Below are 16,079 nucleotides of genomic sequence, written 5' to 3'. Positions count from 1 at the left end.
AAATAATCCTTCTTGAACTACTTTAAATATTATATTTAGATTTTATACCCAACTCCTCTTATTGTTTTAATGTAAATTGAATGTTTCGAATTTTGTTCTATTTTGTCTCTTATTTTTTTTATATGGACCATGACCGTATTGTCAGATTTGAGGAATTTTTCTTTCCAAACTTCCTCATATATTTTACATATACTAAGTACATTCCCCTTGTTAGAAGCAAGTAATTTTAAAATTTCAAATTCCTTAGGTGTTAATATAACCTCTTTGCTGTGTATAAAGACCTGTTGGGTATCTATAAATATTTCTAAATCTCCTATTTCAATTAAATTTTTATTTTTTTTAACTTTATTTCATTTTTTATTATTTGAATTTTAACTCTATCGATTAGTTCTATTTGATTAAATGGTTTTAATAAATAATCATCAGCTTTAGAAATAAAATCTACTAAATAATCCAAATTCTTCGTACTCTCAGAAATCAAAATAATTGGTATGTTCTTCACTTCTTTAATTTTCAAACAAGCATTTATTTCATCTTCTAGGAGAATTATAGTATCTATTAAAATTAAATCAACACTATTAATAGTTATAAATTGTAAAGCTTCATCAAAACCTCGAACAATTTGGGCATCTACCTCCTCATTTTCTAAGAATTCAAAAATATTTTTTCTACTTTCTAAATTTTCCCCAATTATTAAAACCTTTGGTTTCATTATCTGATTACACAACTTTTTTGGACTCACCTTTCATTTAAGTTTTTTAAAAAATGTGACTAATTCCATTCCTATCTAAATAAACATAGATAAATTAGAGATACCTTTCACAATTGAATAATGATTTAATATAAACTAAAATTTAAACGGAAATCCTTAAGTTGTTATTATAAAATTCCTTAAGAATTCTTAAAAAAAAACTTCTGGGATATTTTAAACCCAAAAGTCTTTTTAATCCGTTATTTTTTTACAATTGAAAATGTATGCTGGAGGAATATTTCTAAATTCCCTTTTTATTTTTATTTCAGGAAAACACTGTTTTATAAGATCCATTTTTAATTTTGTATATTGAAAAGTTACAAAAAGTCCATTTTCTTTTAAAACTTTAACTGACTTTAATAGTATTTTATTTGAAATCAATGTCGGCAAACTTGTAAAGGGTAAACCACTGATTATATAGTCAACATTTGGGATTTGATAATAATATAAAATTTGTTCAATGTTTTCAGCAGAACTATTTATAATAATTAAATTAGGCTCATTACAAAATCTTCTTTTTAAAAAAAAGTAAAACCCATTATTATTTTCAACTAATATAATTTTCGTATCTGCTTTTCTTCTTTTAAGAATTTTCTCTGTAAAAACTCCAGTTCCAGGACCATATTCTACAATATATTCTGCATTTTCAAAATTAATTGCTTCAATCATTTTCTCACTTAAGTATTTTGAACTTGGAAAAATTGCTCCAACTGATCTAGGATTAGTTAAATATTGAAAAATGAAAAATGGCTCTTTCACAAAAACACTCCCTTCTTATTTTTAGTTCCTTGATAAGTGAAGGAACTATAAAGCAAAACTTATTAAATCGTATAGAAAATTTTATTTACTTTATTATTTAAATACAAATAATGAAATATACTAAACATTAATTAACAATTACCTTGGAAATCGAGATTATAAAAGAGACATACTTTAACTACAAGCATGCCTCTTAATTGATTCAAAATTTTGTGGTTTATTCGGATTCATAATTTCCTTTTAAAACCCTTTTTAATCCATTATCCCTATTGAGTATTATTTTTATTTTTGAAATAGTCCCAGATGAAGCACCAGTTTCCCTCTGAATTTTCCCATATGATTGATCTTCTAAGATTAATTTAGCAATTAATGATCTTCGCTAAAAAGCTTTATTTCTTGTTTTGTACATAAAACATGAAAAAAGTTCTCACAATTTTTTTTATTTCGCAATAAACAAAACGCTTTCATCAACTGTTCCATATCTTTATTATTTCTATATACATTCATTTTCCATGTCCTTTTGTAATCAGAAATTATAGTATATTATTGTTTATTGAAAGGGTTACTTTTTTATAATTAATATCATCGATAAATTGTTCAACATCTAAAGCTGCCATACATCCAGTCCCTGCTGCTGTTATAGCCTGTCTGTATTTAGAATCTTGAACATCTCCACATGCAAAGACCCCGTCAACATTCGTTTTTGATGACCCAGGTTTTACTAATATATATCCATTTCCATCTGTAGTAAGTTGGTTATTTAAAAATGTTGTATTCGGAGTGTGTCCTATAGATATAAAAATTCCATCGCTTTCAATTATGCTTTCCTTTTTTGTTTCTAAATCCATAACTTTAAGACCTATAACATTTCCATTATCTATTACCATTTCAATAGGTTTCTTATTCAAACTCCACTTAATTTTATTATTTTCTTTTGCTCTTTGTTGCATAATTTTAGAAGCTCTTAATTCATTTCTTCTATGAACAATAATTACTTCAGAAGCATATTTAGTTAGAAACAATGCTTCTTCCATAGCAGAATCCCCACCACCAACTACAATTACTTTCTTATTAGTATAGAAGGACCCATCACAAGTCGCACAAGTACTAATACCTCTTCCTATATTTTCAAATTCACCTGGAATGTTTAATAACTTTGCAGAAGCACCAGTTGAGATAATTAACGATTCAGTTTCAATAGTTTCCTTCTCATTAATTACCAACTTAAATGGCCTTTCAGATAAATCCACACTTGATACCCAACCTCGTTTGAATTTTGCACCAAATCTTTCTGCTTGTTTACGCATATTTTCGATTAAAACTGGTCCTGATATCCCATTAACAAATCCAGGAAAATTCTCTACATCAGTAGTCATAGTTAGTTGTCCCCCTGATTGTTTTCCTTCAAAAATTATAGGATTTAAATTTGCCCTTGCCAGGTAAATTGCAGCTGTTAGACCAGCTGGTCCAGATCCCAAAATAATAACTTTATACATGAAACTAACCTCCAAACTTTTTATCAAATTTCAAAAATTAAGAATATTCAGTTTTTATGTTTAAATTTTATTATACTTGAATTTTTGAAAGTGCTTGTTCTAAATCTCTAATGATATCTTCACATTCTTCTAAGCCGACAGACAGTCTTATTAATCCATCTGAAATATTGCATTTCTCTTTATCTTCAAATGGAATTGATGAATGTGTCATTGTAGCAGGATGCTGAACAAGTGTTTCAGGATCTCCTAAACTAAATGAAATCATGGCTAGATCAAGAGAATCAATAAACTTTTTTGCTCCATCGTATCCACCTTTTACCTCAAATGACACTATTCCTCCCATATTTCTCATTTGTTGTTTTGCTAGAAAGTGTTGAGGGTGAGAAACTAGTCCTGGATAATAGACTTTTTCAATTGATGATTGTTGCTCCAAAAATTTAGCGACCTTCAATGCACTTTCACAATGTTGCCTCATTCTCACGCCTAAAGATTTCAAACCTCTGTCAATAAGAAAAGAATCCCATGAATTTAGGACTTGTCCTAAATCTCCAACTATTTTATTTTTTATATTATTTATAGTTTTAGAATCTCCAACTATAAATCCAGCAATAACATCTCCATGACCATTTAAATATTTAGTCGCACTGTGTACGACTAAATCTGCACCTAGATCTAATGGACGCTGTAAATAAGGTGTCATAAAGGTATTGTCAATAATAACCTTTAAACCTTGAGAATGTGCTAACTCAGATAACATCTTAATATCTAGTATTGTAAGACATGGATTAGAGGGTGTTTCAATATACAAAACTTTTGTATTGTATTTTATTGCTTCTTTAACTGCAAGTAAATCTGTACAATCAACAAAATCAGTAGATATTCCATATCGGGGAGCAATATTAGTTAGAAATTTATAGCTCCCCCCATACACATCTTTTGTGCATAAGACATGATCACCATTCACTAGATAATTTAGTAGCGCACTTGAAATTGCTGCCATTCCACTACTAACACCGAGTGCAGCTTCTCCATTCTCTAATAATGCAATTTTTTTTTGTAATTCCTGTGTAGTTGGGTTTCCATATCGCCCATAATAATTACCTTCTTTTTTTCCTGAAACTGTTGCTACAGCACTTTCTAAATCTGGAAACGAATATCCTACAGCAGGTATAATTTTGTTAGAAATTGGCCCAATTTTTTTATTAGGCAGTGTATGGATAAAAACAGTATCATTATTTTCCCAACTCAAATTTTTAACTCCTCTCATTTAGGAAACCTATTTTTTCTTTTAATTTAATTATCAATTAAACTGCAAATCAAAGTATTTACGATATAAAGGATTTTCATTATAAAGTGTTTCATGCTTACCAGTTCCCTTTATCTCGCCATTATCTATTACGATAATATTGTCAGCATTTGTTATAGTTTTAATGTTATGCGCTACAACAATAGTTGTTTTTTCTTTCATTAAATTATTTATGGCACTTTGTACCTCATACTCGTTTTTTGCATCAAGATTACAAGTGGCTTCATCGAGCAGGAGATAGTCTGGATTTTTAATAATAGTTCTAGCAATTGCTATTCTTTGTTTCTCTCCTCCAGATAATTTATTTTCAACATCCTCAATAAATGTGTTTAACCCATCCGGTAATTCCTTGATAACATCATATATATTAGCTAATTTTGCAGCACGAATAACTTCTTCGTCTTTAACTTCTCGATTTAGACCATAGACTATATTGTCCCGTATTGTTCCTGAAAGTAGAGGGCTATTTTGTTGGACATAACCAAAAGCATTTCTCCATTCATCAAGATGTATATCCTGAATCGGAACTTTTCCAAATGTTATTTTCCCTGAATTCAAATCATAAAATTGTTCCAAGATATTTAAAATAGTAGTTTTACCTGAACCACTTGGGCCCACAATCGCTGTTATTTTTCTTTTAGGTATGATAAAATTTAAATTATTAAGCACTTTTTTCCCATCATATGAAAATGAGACATTTTTAAAGTTAATATCATCATCAGGTAAAGCAAAAGAGATCTTTCTCTCAAACTTTTCACTTTCTATCTTCACAATTTCGCTTATTTTCTTAGTAGCACCTTGGGCTTTTTTGATCTGTTGAAAACATATAATATACTGATTAGCCATAGCCGGAATCATCTGAGAGTACATAAATAAGGTAATAAGTTGCCCCATTTCAAGCTCACCTTTTCCAACGAGAACTCCACCATAAACAATAACAATTATTTGGCAAATTGCTTGAGTAGAATAAATAAATGGTTGAACTACAAAATTTACTTTAGCTAAATATACTTCTGATTTATACTGTTTCTCTCCCACTTCATATCCTTTATTTGCTTCTATTTCTTCAGAGCCAGATGATTTTATCAACCTTAAATTTAAAAGTCGTTCAGAAACAAAATTAGTAAACATAGAATATGTTGTCTGTAAATAATTTGTAGCATTAAACATTACTCTACCAGGCAAAACGGATACAATTATTACCCATGGTATAAGAAATGCCATTGCAATAAGCATTTTATTGTTTATACTATTAACAATTATAAGAGTTAATGCTAAGGTATAAGTTACATTGATTAGTGAAAACAACAATTGAATCGAAAGACTTACTGTCGTAGCATCACTAGTTATACGACTTGTTAATGAGGATGGGTTTAGTTTATTAAAAAACGGAATAGGTAGTCTAACAAACTTTTTCAATACAAGTTTTTGAATATTTCGGTCTACATTTAAATTTATCCATGAACCAAAAATGCTTAATGCTATATTTGATATAGTATAAAGCACAAACACAGTGATATATTGGGTAACTAGGTTTGCGTCGAAAATATTACCTTGCATTATTTCACCAGTTAATTGAGGTAACTTAACATTTAATGTTGCTAAGAAAATTCCACCAATTAAGTGTAATACATACCATTTCCATGGTAATTTTGATTTTGTTAGTAAGTTGAAAAACGGGCCCCATGTTTGCTTATCATTTACATCCTGCATGTTAATCCCCCTCCTCTAATCTTTAGCATATTCCCGTTTTTTGTTGGATTTCTACTAGTTCCCTATAAAACTTATTATTTTCTAGCAAGCTATTATGATTACCGATTCCACTAATAATCTTTTGATTAAGGAAAATTATTTGATCAGCTTCTGCTATAGTTGATAATCTATGTGTGATAATTATGGTTGTTCTTTCAGCTGAAAGTTCCTTTATCGCTTTATCTACCATGGACTCAGCTTCAGCATCTAGGCTAGATGTTGCCTCATCTAGTAATAAATATTTTGGATTTCTTAGAAAAGCACGAGCTATAGCAATTCTCTGTTTCTGTCCACCAGATAGCTTTGAACCTCCTTCTCCAACTTCTGTATCTAATCCATTTTCAAAAGTATTTATAAACCCCATTGCGTAAGCTTTAGTAGCAGAGTTTATAATTTCATCCTCACTGACATCTCTGTCAATTCCATATATTATGTTATCTCGGATAGTTCCAGAAAATATTTGCGGTGTTTGTGAGACATAAACAAAAGCCTTTCTCCAATCATGAAGATTATATTTTTCTATTGGAGTATCTCCAAATTTTATTTGACCAGAACTTGGCTTATAGAATCGCTCTATCAAGTTAAAAATTGTAGATTTGCCAACACCACTTGGACCAACAATTGCAGTAACTTTCCCATGTGGGATAATAAACTTAACATCTTTCAATACTGTGTTTTCTGAATATTTAAATGATACATTTTCAAACTTTAAATCTGCATCGTCTAAAGGCAGTGGTAATAAATTGTGATTTTCTTCGCCTAATTCCAGATAAATTTCTGTTATACGTCTTGCTGCTCCCTGACTAGTTTTCAAATTAGTCCATACATTCATTAGGCCACTGACGCTACCCACAAGCCACGTCGCATACATATAGAAAGCTATCCATATTGGTAAAGTTATAATATTTTGTGATATTAAATAAATACCTATTACAATAACAATAATTGTATGAATAACATTAGTTAAATCAGTAATTAACTGGAAAACAAAATTTATAAAAGTACTTATAAATTTTGTTTTAACGAGCTTATCAATATACTCTTCTCCTCTTTTTTCTTCCCTATTCTCCTTAACGAAGGTCTTCATAAGTGGGATATTCCAAAGAAGTTCTGATAATAATCCAGTTAATTTTGCAAGGTTTATTTGGACTTTATTTGTCCATTTATAATTAAATCGGCCATTAATAATTCCCGCTAAGACAACCAACGGTATTATAATTGCTTCAATAACTGCCAAACGCCAATTATAACTAAAGAGAATAATGAAGGAACCTACCAAACTATAGATAGCCGAAATAGCAGTAGGAATATCTTTTGCAAAAAAGCTACTTAAATGTGTGGTGTCATCTGTAGTACGACTTATCATCTCTCTTGGCGTATTTTTATCATAAAAGGGTATTGGGAGATCCAAAAGTCGTTTCCAAATAAACTTTCGAAATCTTAAGGATATTTTTGAACTGGTAACACTGCCTACAAATTCTACTAAACTCACAAATAAGCTCTGACCCAAAAGAATAATTGAAGCAATTAAGATTGTCTTATTACTAATGTCACCTGATAAAATTTTTTGGGTAAAATGAGGGAATAGAAGAATTATTTGAGCCATACAAATACTTACGAAAATAGACAGAATAATCCATAAATACGGCAACCTAACTGCACCAATTAATTTTATAAAAGGTTTCCATATCATTTTTTTCTCATTATTCTTAACGTTTTCAATGGATTTTGATTTTTGAGCAGTTTTTAAATCTACCATTAAGATTGCCCCCTACATTAGTTTACAAGATGACCTGTTTTTCAATCTCCAGATATAGATAACATCCTAACCTTCGTTGACGGTGCTGAGATATTGCTTTTAAACATTAGATCATTTCCAATATCATCTATATCATTCCACAGTTCAAAAACATTACCTGATACTGTTATCTGGTTTACAGGGTAAGCTAGTTTTCCGTCTTCAATTAAAAAGCCCGTTGCATATAGCGAAAAGTCTCCTGATATACTATTTATTCCAGAATGAGTTCCTTGGAGTTCTATAATTAAGACTCCTTTCTCTGTTTTCTCTATTAAGTCATCAAGGTTTTTTTCTCCAGGTTTTAAATACACATTATGTGGACCAACTGTTATAGCTGAACGGTAATTATTTTTAAAAGCATTACCTGTTGATTGCTCCCCAGCTTTTTTTGCAGTTCTTCTGTTATGCATAAAGGTTAGTAATTTTCCATTTTCAATCAATTTAATTTTTCTAGCTGGACTTCCTTCAGCATCAAAAGTAGTAGCGCCAGGTACTCCGTCCATTAAAGGATCTTCGAAGACATTAATGTTATTCCCTGCTATTTTTTCACCAATTTTTCCTTTTAATTTTGAAAGTCCTTTTTCTATGTTTTCCCCTGAAAGATTAGTAATAAATGCACTGAATAAGACCCCTGCCATATCATGTCGGAATATAACAGGATATTTCCCGGACTTCAGGGTTTTTGCACCTAGTTTAGAGATAGCTTCTGAAGCTGATTTTTTCGCAATATTATGTAAATTAATATCCGAAAAGTCTTTCATTGTATAGTCACTTGAATACCCAGTTGTATTTTGTTCTCCTTCATTAGCCATTACATAAGCAGCTGCATTCACTATACAACCTTTTGAATAACAATTAAGACCTTTTGTGTTAATTATAGAAACTTCATATTCTGTTTTAGAAAGATTACATTCTAACACCTGTTTTATTCTTGAATCTTCTTTCAATACAATATCTTCCATTTCAAAAGCAGCATCGATTAATTTGCTAACTGGAGTATTTTCCAATACCTCCGAATATTTTTTTATTTGTTCATAATTACCTGAGCCATCAAAAAGTACTTCCTCATCATTTAATTCAATTATTTTTGCATTTTCTATAGCATCATTAAGTACAAAGTCAATAGATTCTTCACTAATCTTTTCTACAAAGGAATATCCTATTTTCTCTTTGAATTTCCCTCTAAATGAAAGACCAGAAGTTTCTGCAATATCGTAATCTTTAATAGTTTTATTTTGAACACTTATGGAAGTTGATTTATTTAATGTATAAAATACTTCCATATCACTAAATCCAAACTTCTTACCGCTTTCGAATAATTTTTGTTGAAAATCCTTTAAATTCATATAATTTTTCTCCTATCTTCCACCAACTGTTAATTCTGAAACCCTAATCATAGGTTGACCTACTGTTACTGGGATTACACCGCTTTTCGATCCGCACATACCAATACCTAATTCTAAATTATTTCCTACCATATCAATATTTTTTAAAGTGGACATCCCATCTCCAATAAGAGTAGCCCCCTTTATTGCCTCTGCAATTTTACCGTCTCTAACAATGTAACCTTCACTTATATTAAAGTTATATTCACCTGTCGCTGTGTTTACCGATCCCCCATCCATATATTTTGCATAAATTGCATATTCAGTATTCGAAATAATCTCTTCTGGAGTAGAATTTCCAGCTGCAATAAATGTATTAGTCATGCGAGAAGTAGGACTAAATTTATATGATTCCCTTCTGCCAGAACCTGTCGGAGCCATCCCCATTTTACGGCTACCTAGTTTGTCGATAAGATATCCTTTTAGGACACCATCTTTAATTAACATGTTTCTCTGACTTTTCATTCCCTCGTCATCAATGTTTATTGAACCCCATGAATTAAGAATCGTTCCATCATCAAACGCACTAACAAGAGGTGATGCTACGTATTCTCCTAATTTTCCTGAGAAAACAGATGCATTATCTGCAACACACGTTGCTTCTAACCCATGCCCACATGCTTCGTGGAAAATAACTCCGCCAAATGCATTATCTATAATAACTGGAAACTTTCCAGAAGGAGCAAAACTAGCATTAAGAATGGTTTTGGCACTTCTTGCAGCTTCTCTTGCATGAGATTCTATATCTAAGTTTTTAATATGCTCCAACCCGCCAAAGTAACCTGGACTTATGATACCCGTTTCTTTATCAGTTCCTTCAGCAGCAACAGCCATCAATGCTAATCTATTCAAACTTCTTATATCTTCTACTAAAATGCCTTCTGTGTTAGCAATTAAAACATTTTGAATAGATTCGTTATAAGACATATGTGTCTGTTCAATAACCGAATCATTTTCTTTTGCCGCATAATGGGCCCTTCTTAGCCATTCAACTTTTTCGCTTTTCCCAATACTATTAGGTATAATTTTCATATCATGAGGATTTTCTATTAAACTCTTACGTAAATCAATTACTATATCTTGTTTTTGCCCAAAAATTCCTTGTGCAGCAGCTTTAGCTACCCTTATCAGGTTCTCTTCACTAAAATCATTTGTATAGGCATAAATACAAAAATTCCTATTTAGAATGCGAATTCCTATTCCAAAATCTCTTCCTGAGACGGCTTTTTCAAGTACTCCTCCAACCATATTCATATTACTTATCGTTTTATCTTCCACAAATATTTCAGCAAAATCTCCACCAGTACTTATTGCTGCATTAAGGACTCTTTCAAGCGTACCTTGTTGTATCACAATACCAACTCCCATGTTTTAGTAAAAACTACTTTATTTATTTTTCGCGAAGTACCCTAGTTAAAAATTCTATATCTCCCCCCGATAGAAAATTCATAAAATTTCAAAACTTAATTAACAATTTAGTATTTTATTTTATTTTCTACAATATGTATTGCTTGTTTAGGTAGTTTTAATGTCCCATTTGTACATTTTTAAGTAGGATACTTTACAAGCATTACTCATTCAACTTCAGCAAATAATACTTTGAATAAATAATTTTCTTACCCTCATATTATTCACGCCGAAACTTTAAGTTGTAACTAAATATTTGGATCATAGAAAAGCATACAAATGCAAAAAAAAGGAAAGACAAAGTTCTTTCCTTCATGGTTAAGCAGTGTTTTTATAAAATTAATCTTAAAATTGTTCAATACTAAAAGGGATTTTTGCAATAAAATGAATAGTCTCCTCCTCAAATTCAGTATAAATTGTTCCATTACATTTAGAGAGAATTAATTGAACTGAGGTAAGCCCGATTCCTTCATGTTCTTCTTTAGTAGAATATTCATGACTAAAAATATTTCTAAAATTATTAAAATTACTACTTATTTTATTAGATACTTTTATTACATTATTTCCGTTACGTGAAAAAATCATTATCTGAATCCATGGAGCAATATTTTGTTCTAGTTCAATGTTCTTTTCTACCTCATCTATAGCATTCTGCACTAAGTTTCCAATAATTTTATTAACATCATACACAGTACAAGGAATATTTTCTAAATTATTATAAATAAGAATATCTAGGTTTATCCCTTTTTGTTCAGCTACTTCTTTAAAAGTAATCAGTAGTGCGCTAATTGCAGGATGATATAAGGGTAGTACCTCATTCATTAAATTACTCTCCTTAACCATTGTCTTTACATAGTCACTACATTCTATATATCGTTTATTATCAAGCATTCCAGATATCGCCTGTAAATGAAAATTAAAATCATGACGTTGAGTTCTTATAATACTCATAAAACTTAGCAATTCAGATTGGTTCCTCTTATACTTTAGTAGTTCTACTTTTTCCATATTTGAATAAATTACTTTTTTAATTAAATATATTAAGAGGAAAAATACTAAGAAAGTGAATGAAAAAATTAAAATCTGATGTAAATAAAGAAATAAATTTATATTTTCAATGAAAAAAACAAGCCAAAATATTATTAATGTCAAAACAAAATACACAAAAATGAAATTATATTTCATATTAGAGTTTTTTTCTATTCCAGTAAAACTTTCTGATTGTGGTGGCAAAATAGTTATCTTTGATTTATAAACACACATTAGTATTAAAAAACAAATGAGTAACATAAATAGAATTGATTGCAAGTAGAATTTACTAGGAATTATATATAAAATAATCTTCATAATTAATATTTGTTTTAACAAAAAAATTGCGGACAATAATAATGCTGCTATAATAGAAGAATAAGTATATTTATATTTCTTCCTAGCAATTAGCATTAGTATTAAAAAAATGAGAATACTTATAGAATAACTAACACCGTTAACTATAATGATTCCTTGAAATGAGCAAAGAATGCTATATAATAATGCAATCATATTAAGCTCTAATATTCTATTAAAAACATTTTGTCTAATCAGGATAAACCCCAAAAAAAGTGATATAAAAATGGCACCATAATTAATTAGTAAATTAAAAAAATACTGAATATTCGGATTGTTTATATGCGTAGTAGCCCATTCTCCAGTTACTATAAATGAATTATTAATAGAATTTCAATCCTTTTTGTAAAAGAATCTTCTTTAATTCAATGTATTTATCCCTACTTAAGGGTAGTTGTTCATTAACATCTTCTAACTGGAGTTTATAGGTTCTTTTGAATTGATCTAAATGAATACTTTTTATACTATCTATAGGCACTAAAAAAGATTGATGTGATCGAAAAAAGTTGTAATCACAGAATATGTTTTCAAGCTTCTGAAGAGAGTCACTAGAAGTGAATTTTTCTCCATTTTTGCGGATAATATAAATTTTTCGCCCAATTTTTTCAATATAAGATATATCCTTAACTTTGATTATCTCTAATCCACCATCTATATGAACACCAATTTGAGCATTTTTATTTGCATTTTCTTTGTCTTTGGATTTTAAATTCCTTGCTTTAGATAAAGAGCGCTCCAATCGAAAAAGGTTTATAGGTTTAGTAAGGAAGTCTAAAGGCTGATAAATATACCCATCAAGTGCTAGTTCTACATGTCCCGTTAGAAATACTATCATTATATCTGGATAATTAGATTGGATAACTCTAGCAAGTTCAAATCCATTGGTATCTTCTAATTCAATATCAAGGAATATTAAATCTACAGCATTATCCTGTAAAAAATTCAGCACCTCTTTCCCTTGACTAATTTCTCCAACAATTTCAATATATTTAAAATTGTTTAAAGCTAAGGCAATCTCTTTTAAACATATTTCTTTATCATCTACTAAAAGAACCTTTAGCACCTGTTTCATTATACCCCCCCATTCTTACTTAATGAAAACAATAGATATGTGTTTTTTAATATTTTATAATATTTTATTTTTAGTTACACCATACTCGTGGTAATTATTAAAAATTTAAGAATTATCACATTTAAACAAACCTTTTCCCCTTATAAAAAACAAAAATACCCACAAAGTGAGTATTTTTCTATAAACTATTATTATTATTGTTAGTAAATTAGCTCACCAACTATTTTTTTTAGATTTTCTAAATCTATGCTTCCTAAATGCTCTTTTACCATTTCTCCATCTTTATAAAAATGAATTAACGGTACTCCACGAATATTATGTCTTTTTGCAATTTCAATTTCTTTTGTAGTATTTATTTTAATAATATTTAGAAATGGTAATTCGAAAATGAGTTCATCTAATACATCAGATAGATACTCACATGGACCACATCGTTCACCGTAAAAATCAACTATTGTTAAACCTTCCTTAATAATTTCTTCATATGTTTCTGGATTATAATTTGAAATAGGCATTTTATTTCCTCCTTGTTTATACTGTTTGTTTTAATTCGAAATATTTGAAAATTTCAGTAATAGCTGCTCCTTTATACATCATTAATTGAAACAACTCAAAGGAGAAGTTTCTTTTTGCCTCTTCTATAGTCATTTGACTTGAATCAGTCATTTCTTGTATATAAGTTTCATACTTTTCTTCATCGTATAGTAGATTAACGTCTTTTTTGGCATATTCCTTACCCACTAACATATATTTAATTGACATAGGTGCTTCACTTTTTTTCTTTTGTTTAAACTCTTCTATAGTAAGTCCAGAAAGAGTTTTAGTAAACTCATCTAAAGTCATTTGTTCGGATGCAGCCTGATGAATATATGCTTTCATATTTTCTTCATAACATACTAAAATGTCATCTTCAGAAATATAAAACTCACTATTATCCAAAACGAAATCAATTCCCTTTTGACATAGTATTCTCAACTTTTTTTCATATAGATCTTTTTCAATCAAATATTTTTTGTAACTGTTTACACTATTTACCCCCTCTATATTTAAAGAAACAATAATTTCATCTGTAAGTTCTGCAGGAATTCTTCTCTTAATAGATTTAACTTCTACAGATACCTCAGCACCATTATAATCTATAGACTTTTTTTCATTTTTTTTCATACCAATAATCTTGCTTTCAATATCTATATTAAATAAGCCTAACCCTATAGTTATAGGTAAATCTCTTTGAAGTCTCTCCCCATGACTATCTATGTCTATAACTATTAAATCCCCATTTTCTACTACTTCTACGTCAATTGTAATAACGTTCCTTTTAGCAATTTTTTCAAGCACTCCTTGTAATTCTTCTTCATTTAAAGGAGTACCACACATATCTTCGGTAATCTCCATATCTTTATAATCTACTAAATTTATTAATTTTGACTTAAACATTCCTACCCTTCCCTTCACCTTTGTATTAAATTTGTTTCTATCGCAAATGCTATCATTATAAAAAAAGCAAGTCTATGTCTCTTGCTTATTTAGGTTAATGAAATGTTAATTTTGTACATTTTAACGATTATTACGATAATCTAGATTACAAATTTCTAAAACAAATATATTATTAAATTTAAATTTGTTTCTTAATTGACAATCCTATTTTTTTGCAAGTATCATTATGAAATAAATTGATACTACTACAAGTAATAAACTTGTTGTAGATCCAAAAAAACTAATTATTATTGTAAAAATATAAATATTTTATGCCTGATGCCGCAGATAAGAAGCAAACTACATCTGCAGGTGCTATAGAACATATTAACGCTAATGCTAAAAATTTGTAGTTGTTTTTTCTCAGTTGATTTTTTAATTCCCCATGTTCAATCCTCAGATAATCATTAATTTTATCTTTTTTCTCATTACATTCTCTTGCCCCTTCGGTTTTCTTAAAGAATTTTAATATACTGCTCTTAGAAATCCTTAAGTTTTCTTAAAATAAAAATGGAATGGATTCGAAAATCCAAACCATTTTATATGTTAAAAAGTAATAAAAACAATTAGTATTAATCATTTATTATTTATACATCTATAACTACAAGCTTCATAATTATTTAGAAAATCTAATATAGCGACTAAGATAATCTCTATTGAAAATAATTTAGAAAAAGAAATCAGTTTGAATAAACATAAAATAAATAGAACCAAAATCAATACTGCTAAAATTACTTTTATAAATGTTTGCATTTTACCTCCTAGTAACTATATTGATTTTATTTTCCCTTAAGTAAATAAATGTATACTATTTTCTTCATTCTTTTTTTAAGCAAAATTTATAGCAATTTAAAATATACGCTGGAGGTAAATTTCTATATTCTTTTTTAATTGAAATATCAGGAAAATATTTTTTAAAGAATGGTATTTTTAATTTTGTGTATTGGAAAGTAACAAAAAGTCCATCTTCTTTCAAAACTTTTAAAGTGTTTTGTAATATTTTATTGGATACATTTATAGGCAAACTTGTAAATGGTAAACCCGAAACTATATAGTCTACATAAGGAATTTGATTATCCATCAAAATCGATTCAACATTCTCTGCAGAATCATACACAATTATTGTATTATCTACATTTTTATACTTTTCTTGCAGCAGTGTATAAAAATTTTTATTATTTTCGATTAAAACAACTTTAGTTGTCGTCTTCTTATTTTTTATAATATTCTCTGTAAATATACCTGTACCTGGTCCATACTCAACGATGTATTTTGCTTTCTCAAAGTTTATATCATTTATCATTTTTTTACTTAGATATTTTGAACTTGGAAGAATAGCTCCTACTGATCTAGGGTTAAAAATATATTGGAATATAAATAATAGATTTTTCACAACAAAACTCCTTTGGTCTTAAGTAATATATTTAAAATTTAAACTTAAAACCTTAAGTAGTTATCATGAAATTCCTTAAGAATTCTTAAGAAAAAGAC

General features: G+C 29.1%; 12 protein-coding genes and 1 pseudogene. All 13 read right to left on the bottom strand.

Features of this window, described 5'->3' with window-relative positions:
• Nucleotides 1–35 precede the first annotated feature (35 nt).
• Nucleotides 36–712 (bottom strand): annotated as a pseudogene (locus tag JTI58_RS17140) (winged helix-turn-helix domain-containing protein).
• Between the two features lie 231 nt (nucleotides 713–943).
• Nucleotides 944–1,510 (bottom strand): class I SAM-dependent methyltransferase, encoded by a 567-nt coding sequence (locus JTI58_RS17135; protein WP_205442500.1) that lies wholly within the window; start codon nucleotides 1,508–1,510, stop codon nucleotides 944–946.
• 533 nt (nucleotides 1,511–2,043) lie between these two features.
• Nucleotides 2,044–3,006 carry a thioredoxin-disulfide reductase gene (trxB, locus tag JTI58_RS17120; RefSeq protein ID WP_205442498.1) on the bottom strand — a complete coding sequence of 321 codons (963 nt, stop codon included), beginning with the start codon at nucleotides 3,004–3,006 and terminating at the stop codon, nucleotides 2,044–2,046.
• A gap of 70 nt (nucleotides 3,007–3,076) precedes the next feature.
• Complete coding sequence (locus tag JTI58_RS17115; protein WP_205442496.1) at nucleotides 3,077–4,273, bottom strand: trans-sulfuration enzyme family protein; 1,197 nt, start codon at nucleotides 4,271–4,273, stop codon at nucleotides 3,077–3,079.
• A gap of 33 nt (nucleotides 4,274–4,306) precedes the next feature.
• Nucleotides 4,307–6,025 (bottom strand): ABC transporter ATP-binding protein, encoded by a 1,719-nt coding sequence (locus JTI58_RS17110; RefSeq protein WP_205442495.1) that lies wholly within the window; start codon nucleotides 6,023–6,025, stop codon nucleotides 4,307–4,309.
• A 22-nt stretch (nucleotides 6,026–6,047) separates the two neighbouring features.
• The gene (locus JTI58_RS17105; protein WP_205442493.1) at nucleotides 6,048–7,823 is read right to left on the bottom strand and encodes an ABC transporter ATP-binding protein; all 1,776 of its coding nucleotides are present in this window, start codon (nucleotides 7,821–7,823) and stop codon (nucleotides 6,048–6,050) included.
• A 41-nt stretch (nucleotides 7,824–7,864) separates the two neighbouring features.
• Nucleotides 7,865–9,208 (bottom strand): TldD/PmbA family protein, encoded by a 1,344-nt coding sequence (locus JTI58_RS17100; RefSeq protein WP_205442492.1) that lies wholly within the window; start codon nucleotides 9,206–9,208, stop codon nucleotides 7,865–7,867.
• Nucleotides 9,209–9,220: 12 nt separating this feature from the next.
• Nucleotides 9,221–10,600, bottom strand: coding sequence for a TldD/PmbA family protein (locus JTI58_RS17095; RefSeq protein WP_243456094.1), 1,380 nt, complete (start codon nucleotides 10,598–10,600; stop codon nucleotides 9,221–9,223).
• 399 nt (nucleotides 10,601–10,999) lie between these two features.
• Nucleotides 11,000–12,196 carry a sensor histidine kinase gene (locus JTI58_RS17090; RefSeq protein WP_205442489.1) on the bottom strand — a complete coding sequence of 399 codons (1,197 nt, stop codon included), beginning with the start codon at nucleotides 12,194–12,196 and terminating at the stop codon, nucleotides 11,000–11,002.
• 166 nt (nucleotides 12,197–12,362) lie between these two features.
• Entirely contained in the window at nucleotides 12,363–13,112 is a 750-nt protein-coding gene (locus JTI58_RS17085; protein WP_205442488.1) for a LytR/AlgR family response regulator transcription factor, read from the bottom strand.
• A 200-nt stretch (nucleotides 13,113–13,312) separates the two neighbouring features.
• A complete protein-coding gene (locus JTI58_RS17080; protein ID WP_205442487.1) occupies nucleotides 13,313–13,627 on the bottom strand; it encodes a thioredoxin family protein in 315 nt (104 codons plus the stop codon).
• A 16-nt stretch (nucleotides 13,628–13,643) separates the two neighbouring features.
• Entirely contained in the window at nucleotides 13,644–14,549 is a 906-nt protein-coding gene (locus tag JTI58_RS17075) for a trigger factor (protein WP_205442486.1), read from the bottom strand.
• A gap of 856 nt (nucleotides 14,550–15,405) precedes the next feature.
• Entirely contained in the window at nucleotides 15,406–15,981 is a 576-nt protein-coding gene (locus JTI58_RS17070; RefSeq protein WP_205442485.1) for a class I SAM-dependent methyltransferase, read from the bottom strand.
• Nucleotides 15,982–16,079: the final 98 nt, after the last annotated feature.

It is taken from the genome of Lysinibacillus fusiformis (assembly GCF_016925635.1).
Taxonomy (GTDB): Bacteria; Bacillota; Bacilli; order Bacillales_A; family Planococcaceae; genus Lysinibacillus; species Lysinibacillus fusiformis_F.
This window is presented reverse-complemented; position numbering and strand designations above follow the sequence as displayed.

Coding starts and splice junctions, on each gene's coding strand:
- trxB (WP_205442498.1), bottom strand. CDS start 3,006: ATGTATAAAGTTATTATTTTGGGATCTGGACCAGCTGGTCTAACAGCT.
- JTI58_RS17115 (WP_205442496.1), bottom strand. CDS start 4,273: ATGAGAGGAGTTAAAAATTTGAGTTGGGAAAATAATGATACTGTTTTT.
- JTI58_RS17110 (WP_205442495.1), bottom strand. CDS start 6,025: ATGCAGGATGTAAATGATAAGCAAACATGGGGCCCGTTTTTCAACTTA.
- JTI58_RS17105 (WP_205442493.1), bottom strand. CDS start 7,823: ATGGTAGATTTAAAAACTGCTCAAAAATCAAAATCCATTGAAAACGTT.
- JTI58_RS17100 (WP_205442492.1), bottom strand. CDS start 9,208: ATGAATTTAAAGGATTTTCAACAAAAATTATTCGAAAGCGGTAAGAAG.
- JTI58_RS17090 (WP_205442489.1), bottom strand. CDS start 12,196: ATGATTGCATTATTATATAGCATTCTTTGCTCATTTCAAGGAATCATT.
- JTI58_RS17085 (WP_205442488.1), bottom strand. CDS start 13,112: ATGAAACAGGTGCTAAAGGTTCTTTTAGTAGATGATAAAGAAATATGT.
- JTI58_RS17080 (WP_205442487.1), bottom strand. CDS start 13,627: ATGCCTATTTCAAATTATAATCCAGAAACATATGAAGAAATTATTAAG.
- JTI58_RS17075 (WP_205442486.1), bottom strand. CDS start 14,549: ATGTTTAAGTCAAAATTAATAAATTTAGTAGATTATAAAGATATGGAG.